This is a genomic window from Erythrobacter sp. CCH5-A1 (genome assembly GCF_001557115.1).
Lineage (GTDB): Bacteria > Pseudomonadota > Alphaproteobacteria > Sphingomonadales > Sphingomonadaceae > Erythrobacter.
This window is the reverse complement of record NZ_LSKQ01000296.1, coordinates 1-5,738: the sequence shown is the minus strand read 5'-3', so window position 1 is coordinate 5,738 and position 5,738 is coordinate 1. Positions and strand designations below refer to the sequence as shown.

The 5,738-nt window shown below is 63.3% G+C and carries 2 protein-coding genes and 3 pseudogenes; 3 read left to right on the top strand and 2 right to left on the bottom strand.

What is annotated here, in order from left to right; translation table 11 throughout:
• Positions 1-387: 387 nt before the first annotated feature.
• Positions 388-1,080: pseudogene (locus tag AX708_RS17925) on the bottom strand (IS66 family transposase); the annotation flags it as partial.
• 141 nt (positions 1,081-1,221) lie between these two features.
• Between AX708_RS17925 and AX708_RS17920 the strand changes: the two are divergent.
• From AX708_RS17920 to AX708_RS17910, 3 genes and pseudogenes are all read left to right on the top strand, one after another.
• Positions 1,222-2,454 (top strand): annotated as a pseudogene (locus AX708_RS17920) (site-specific integrase).
• On the top strand, positions 2,451-3,815 hold the full coding sequence (locus AX708_RS17915) for a tyrosine-type recombinase/integrase (RefSeq protein ID WP_043061577.1): 1,365 nt from the start codon (positions 2,451-2,453) through the stop codon (positions 3,813-3,815). The pseudogene AX708_RS17920 and the gene AX708_RS17915 overlap by 4 nt, the downstream one beginning before the upstream one ends.
• On the top strand, positions 3,812-4,816 hold the full coding sequence (locus tag AX708_RS17910; protein ID WP_066110759.1) for a site-specific integrase: 1,005 nt from the start codon (positions 3,812-3,814) through the stop codon (positions 4,814-4,816). The genes AX708_RS17915 and AX708_RS17910 overlap by 4 nt, the downstream gene beginning before the upstream one ends.
• A gap of 116 nt (positions 4,817-4,932) precedes the next feature.
• Here AX708_RS17910 and AX708_RS17905 read toward each other — a convergent pair.
• Positions 4,933-5,738: pseudogene (locus AX708_RS17905) on the bottom strand (IS66 family transposase); the annotation flags it as partial.

Sequence of the window (5,738 nt, the reverse complement as noted above, 5' to 3'; positions counted from 1 at the left end):
TCACCGTCGTGATATGATGCCTTCGAAAGGCTCAGAATATGTCAATTCACGATCATTCAGCGCCGCATAACCCTCTTGGTACATCGGATAGCCCATACACGCCGGGTACGCCATCGGGTGAAACACTTCGCTGGTATGAGTTCCGGAAGAGTGAGCCTCTAATCGAGCGACCTTATCCTCCGTACAATGGCAAGCTACCCGTAGTGCGCATCGCAGCAACATTCATACTTGGCATGTGGGGTGCGATTATACTGGGGCTCTTTCTTTAGGTCTCAACGCTCAAATCGAAGGGGAAAACTCGCAATCACTTCCTGTTCGGGAACGAGAAGTGCAAGGTATCCGTCCGGTGAAGGCCGCGGGGTGATCCCGACCGGTGCGTGGGGCGAGTTACGCGGCGATCGCGTCTGAGCGCGGCGCCCAATTCCACGGCAGGAGCTTGTCGAGCTTGGTTGCCGGGTGATCGGCGATGCGTGCGAGGACATCGGCGAGCCAAGCCTGCGGATCGATATTGTTGAGCTTGGCGGTCTGAATCAGGGTGTAGATGATGGCGGCGCGCTGACCGCCGCGGTCGGAGCCGCAGAACAGCCATGCCTTGCGGCCGAGGGGGATGCAGCGAAGAGCGCGCTCGGCGGCGTTGTTGGTGAGGCAGATCTGGCCGTCGTCGAGGAAGCGGGTAAACGCGTCCCAGCGCTTGAGCATATAGAAGCAGGCTTTGGTCAGATCATGGCCGCGCGAGAGCTTGCTGACCTGCGCCGTGAGCCATGTGTGGAGCTCGGTCATCAGCGGCGCGCTGAGTTCCTGACGAACCGCGAGCCGCTCGGCCGGGCTCTTGCCATTGATGCCGCGCTCGATGTCGAACAGTGCATCGAGACGCTGCACGGCTTCGAGCGCGATCGGATAGATCATGCTGCTGCGCTGGCCACGGCTCTTCTTGCGGGCCAAGCTTACGACATCGGCCAGCTCAAAGAACTTACGGCGCGCATGGGCGAAGCAGCCCGCTTCCAGCACAGGACCGGGGTCGCGGCCTTCGCGATAGAGGTCGTTGTAACCGCCATAGGCATCGGCCTGCAGGATGCCGGATAATCGCGAGGTATCGATAATGTGAAGGAACGCGGCTTTAGCGTCTGAAATCCGCAGAATTCCGCCGTTATCTGATGGTCTTTGCTTCGCATTATTTCACGACAAACCTCTGCGGTCGTTTGACCAGCAGAGGAGCCTTCGATGCCGAATACCGATTGCGAACTGATCGCCGAACTCAAAGTCGCACTGATCAGCCAACGATACAGCCCGGTGGTGGCCGGGAACTACTGCGCCTATGCACGCGTGTTCCTCGACTATCTTGCCCTGCGGCGCATCCCGATCAACGAGGTGACCGAGGCGCAGGTGGCGCACTAGCTACACCATGCGATCGCGATGTTCCGCAAACGCCATGGTCGGTCGCCGGGGCCGTACTGGCACTCCATTCCGCGCTCTGGAATCCACGCATTGCTGCGGCTTGCACAGGGCCAGTGGCCGCCCGCGCCGAAAGCAACCTGTGCAGCAGATGCGCTGCGCTTTGCGATCTGCGACGAATACGAGACCTGGCTGCGCGAGGAACGGGGCCTTGCGGAGCCCAGTATCTACGCATTGATGTGGGAGGGCCGGAACTTCCTCGCCTGGCAGCTTGATCGATGCGGCGTCGACAGCCTGATGGAAATGGCCGTCGGCGACATCGACCGTTACATGGAAACGCGCACCCCCCACCAGACGCGCAAATCAGTGAAGGATGTCGCGGAGCGGCTTCGCTCGATCCTCCGCTATCTGCACCGCACGGGTCGCACCGCGATCGACTTGTCGCCGCACGTAATCGCCCCATTGCTTTACGCCTACGAGGGGGTGCCCTCGATCCTTGAGCGGGACCAGATCGCTGCTGTCCTGCGAGTTGCAGGGCAGGACAAAACGCCTATTGGGCTGCGGGACCATGCGATCCTACAACTGCTCGCAACTTATGGCCTGAGGTCCAGCGAGATCCGCAACCTGCGGATCGAAGACATCGACTGGCGCGCGGAAGCGATCCGCATCAGACACACCAAGACCCGGGCCTGTTCGTACCTGCCCCTGATGGCGCCGGTAGGCGAAGCGGTGCTCGCCTATCTGCGCGCCGGACGGCCCGAGACCGACGCCCGGGAAGTCTTCATCCGCACGCGCGCGCCCTATCGCAAGCTCGGGAAGTTGGCCAGCGCGGTGCGGCGGCGGCTTCATGACGCCGGGGTCGAGCCGCCAGGCAAGAGTGGTCCGCACATCTTCCGCCATGCGCGCGCAGTCGAAATGCTGCGCTCCGCGGTGCCGCAGAAAATCATCGGAGACATGCTCGGACACCGTTCGGCCGAGTCCACCGCTCCCTACCTCAAACTGGCCACCGAGGACCTCAGGGATATCGCGCTCTGCGTGCCGGGACGGGAGGTGCGGTCATGACGATCTGGCCCGATCCCGAGCGGCAGTTGGTCGAGCGCTATGTGGCCGACCTTGATCTGCGCAGACCGAAGACCCGCACCGTGTACAAGCAGGCGCTCAACAGCTTCCAGGACGAGGTCGAGCGCCACGCCGAACTCGACCAGGACGTGCTGGTGGCCTGGCTTCAGGCGTCGTCAACCCGATGGGCTGCGACGACGCGGCTGCACCGCACCCGCATCATCGACCGGTTCCTCGATCATCTTCTGGAAATCGGAGCGATCGAACGCAATCCCGTCGGCGACCTGCGCGATGCATGCAATATCAAGCAGTGCATGCCCGTGTGGCGCGCCTTGGCGTCGCCCGATCCGAACCAGGCCCTTGCCGCGTTGTATCAGCCCAAACCGTTCGGCAGCGTCCTGGGCGCAATGATGGCCGAGCACGTCGATCTGATGCGGAGCCGCGGCTACAAATACACCGCGCAGCCCGTATGGCTTGTCCGGTTCGACAGGTTCCTGCAACTGAACCCGGTCCTGCAAGATGAACCGATAGGTGTGATGCTCGAACACTGGGCAAGCGCCAAGTCGACTGCCAACCATCCCGCCGAATGCGAGAGGCTGAAGCGCGTCCTGGCGAAAATCCTCCGGCACCGGGACCCGTCGATCCCGCCGCGTCGTCCGGACTCACGGCCGATCAAGCAAGTGGCGAAGCAGTACCGCAAGCCCCACATCTACTCCCCCGCCGATGTCCGGCGGATGCTCGATATTGCCCGAACCTATCCCTCCCCGCGAGCGCCGCTTCGCCCGTTGAGCATCCATACCATGCTCATGATGGCCTATTGCGCGGGGCTGCGGTGCGGCGAGGTAGCCCGTCTCGATCTTGGCGATGTCGACCTGGATAACGGCACGATCACGGTGCGGCAGACCAAGTTCTTCAAGACCAGAATCCTGCCTCTGTCCAACAGCGTAATGGTCGAACTTCGGGCCTATATCGATGCCCGGCGGCGGGCCGGAGCATCGCAAGAGCCGCGCTCCGGACTGTTCTGGCACGAGCAGGGCAGTGCCCGATACTCGTCCCAGGCCGTCGCCTGGCTGCTGGTCGACGTCATCCGCCGGGCCGGGCTGAAGCCGCCGCGCGGCGTCACCGGACCGCGCCTGCATGACCTGCGCCACTCGATGGTCGTGAACCGCATCCTCGAATGGTATCGCGCCGGCATCAACCCGCAGGAGCGCTTGCCGTTCCTTGCGACCTACCTCGGCCATCGGGATATCAACTCCACGCTGGTCTACATCACGGTCACGCAGGAGTTGCTGCACCACGCCAACGAGCGGTTCCGAGCGGTGGGCGCACAATGCCTCAGCCTGGGGCAGGAGGCGCAGCCATGAGCAAGACCGACCCGTTCCCGAGCCTGCTGCGCGCGTTCTTCTACGAATGGCTGGTCGAGCAGCGCAACGCGTCCATCCATACGGTTCGATCATACCGCGATACCTGGCGGCTGTACCTGCGGTTCGTCGCGCAGCGTGCTGGAAAGAAGGTGGCGGTGATCACGCTGGCCGATCTGACCGCCAGCGAGGTCGCCGCGTTCCTGAGCCATGCCGAACACGACCGCGGCGGCACGATCGGCACGCGCAACTGCCGACTTGCCGCGATCCGCAGCTTCTTCCACTTCGTGGCCACCAAGTATCCCCCATCGATCGCGCAATGCGTCGAAATCCTCAACATCCCGATCAAGCGCGCGCCGGTATCGGAGCCCTGCTACCTCGATCCGGCGGAAGTGACGGCGATCCTCGCTCAGCCCGACCGTTCTACGATCGAGGGTATGCGCGACCATGCGCTGCTCTCGTTCCTCTACAACAGCGGCGCACGAATACAGGAAGCGCTCGATCTGTGCCCCGAAGCGATCCGGTTCGAAAGCCCGAGCTGCGTGCGCCTGACCGGCAAGGGCCGAAAGGAACGCATCTGCCCGCTCTGGCCGGAAACGGTCCTGCTGCTGAGTAAGCTGCTCGAGCGACAGCCACGGGCGCCGGACCAGAGGCTGTTCGTCAACCGTTATGGCGAACCGCTCAGTGCCTCGGGTGTCCGGTTCAAGCTTGCCGCCTACGTGAGGGCTGCGGCAGAAACCACGCCGACGCTGCGTACCAAGCATGTGACGCCGCACGCCTTCCGGCACGCCACCGCCGTGCACCTCATCTCGGCGGGCGTCGACGTCACGGTCATCCGCAGTTGGCTCGGCCATGTGAGCCTCGACACGACCAACCACTATGCGAGGGCCAATCTGGAAACGAAACGGAAGGCATTGGAACAGGTTGCCGTTCCGACCACACCCGGCGGCAAGCCATCCTGGAAGCGCGATACAAGCGTACTCGCCTGGCTCGACACGCTCTGAATAATGCGAAGGAATGTTGGCCGGAAACCGCAGACGTCAGCCAATCTGGCCGCGTTCCTTCACATTATCGATACCTCGCGATTACTCGAGTTATGCTCACCTCGCCATAAGCGTAGCCATGCCGCGAGATGGGTCTGCGGATGCTCGCCGCGTCGGTCGCGCGAGTAGTGGAACAGCGCCGCCGGTGGATCGGTGCCGGCAAAGGGACGATCGTCGCGCACGTAGACCCATAATCGTGCTGTATCGGTCTTGCCTCTGGCCATGACCGGCACGGTAGTATCGTCACCGTGGATCCGGGTTGCAGCGAGGACGTGCGCTTCGATCAGCTTGTAGAGCGGCGTCAGCGCATGGGCAGCGGCGCCAACCTGATCGGCAAGGGTCGAGACGCTGAGCGGCACGCCATCGCGGGCGAACCGCTCGGCCTGGCGGTTGAGGGGTTGGTGCTGTCCATACTTCTCGAACAATAGCATCGCGAGAAAGCTGGGGCCCGCCCAACCGCGCGGCACGACGTGGAACGGCGCTGGTGCCTGCGCGATCTTCTCGCAGTCCCGGCACGAGAACTTCTCGCGCACCGTCTGGATCACCTTCCACGATCGCGGGATCACCTCGAGCGTCTCGGTGACGTCTTCGCCGAGCTTCGAAAGGCGGTCCCCGCCGCAGGCCGGGCAGGAACAGGGCGCGGGCACGACCACACGCTCGCGCGGCAGATGATCGGGGAACGGCTTCCTTGCGGGGCGCTTGCGCTCGAAGGCGGTGATCGTGGTGGTCTTGGCTGCCGCTTCCTCAGCGATCAGATCGTCTTCGGCAGCGTCGGCCTCGAGCTCTTCGAGTTGCAGCTCCATCTGATCGAGCAGGCGGCGGCTGCGTTCGGCGCTGGGGCCATACTGCTCGCGCTTCAGCTTGGCGATCTGCAGCTTGAGGT

What these genes read in the sequence shown, in the direction of transcription:
- AX708_RS17910 (WP_066110759.1), top strand. Translation starts at nt 3,812, where the DNA reads ATGAGCAAGACCGACCCGTTCCCGAGCCTGCTGCGCGCGTTCTTCTAC.
- AX708_RS17915 (WP_043061577.1), top strand. Translation starts at nt 2,451, where the DNA reads ATGACGATCTGGCCCGATCCCGAGCGGCAGTTGGTCGAGCGCTATGTG.